This window comes from Ligilactobacillus salitolerans, assembly GCF_003864415.1.
Lineage (GTDB): Bacteria > Bacillota > Bacilli > Lactobacillales > Lactobacillaceae > Ligilactobacillus > Ligilactobacillus salitolerans.
Genome location: NZ_BFFP01000104.1, coordinates 1 through 491, shown reverse-complemented (window position 1 = coordinate 491; position 491 = coordinate 1). Strand labels below are relative to the sequence as shown.

Annotated in this window: 1 protein-coding gene; it reads left to right on the top strand. The window is 37.9% G+C overall.

The features are described 5' to 3' along the window. Nucleotides 1-412: IS110 family transposase (locus LFYK43_RS12255; protein ID WP_148095635.1), on the top strand; the 412-nt coding region annotated here is incomplete at its 5' end. Nucleotides 413-491: the final 79 nt, after the last annotated feature.

Below are 491 nucleotides of genomic sequence, written 5' to 3'. Positions count from 1 at the left end.
CCGCACGAATGTTTCCAATGATTTAAATGGCGCTTCTGAAATTAAGCGAAAGATTCTTGAGTTAAATGAAGCCTATCAATTTGAACAAACTGTGATCGGGATGGAGTCAACTTCCGTTTACAGCTTTCATCCAGCTTTTTTCTTTAAAAATGATGCCGAACTGAATGCATTGAACGTAGATGCTGTGTTACTTAATCCACGTGCTACTAAGCGCTATAAAGACGTTTTTGAAGATTCTAAAAGTGATACGATCGATGCTTTTTATATTGCTGATTTCTTACGTATTGGTCGCTACACAACTGGCATTGTGCGGCAAGAAGAATATCTTGCTTTACAACGCTTAACGCGTTCACGTTTTGAAGTGATCCAAAGTTTGACCCGTTCAAAACAACATTTCATTGAAAACCTGTAGTACAAGGTCAATAAATTAGCTGTAGAGCCAATTGGAACTTCAATTTTTGGTTCGACGATGATGGAACTTTTAACGACTG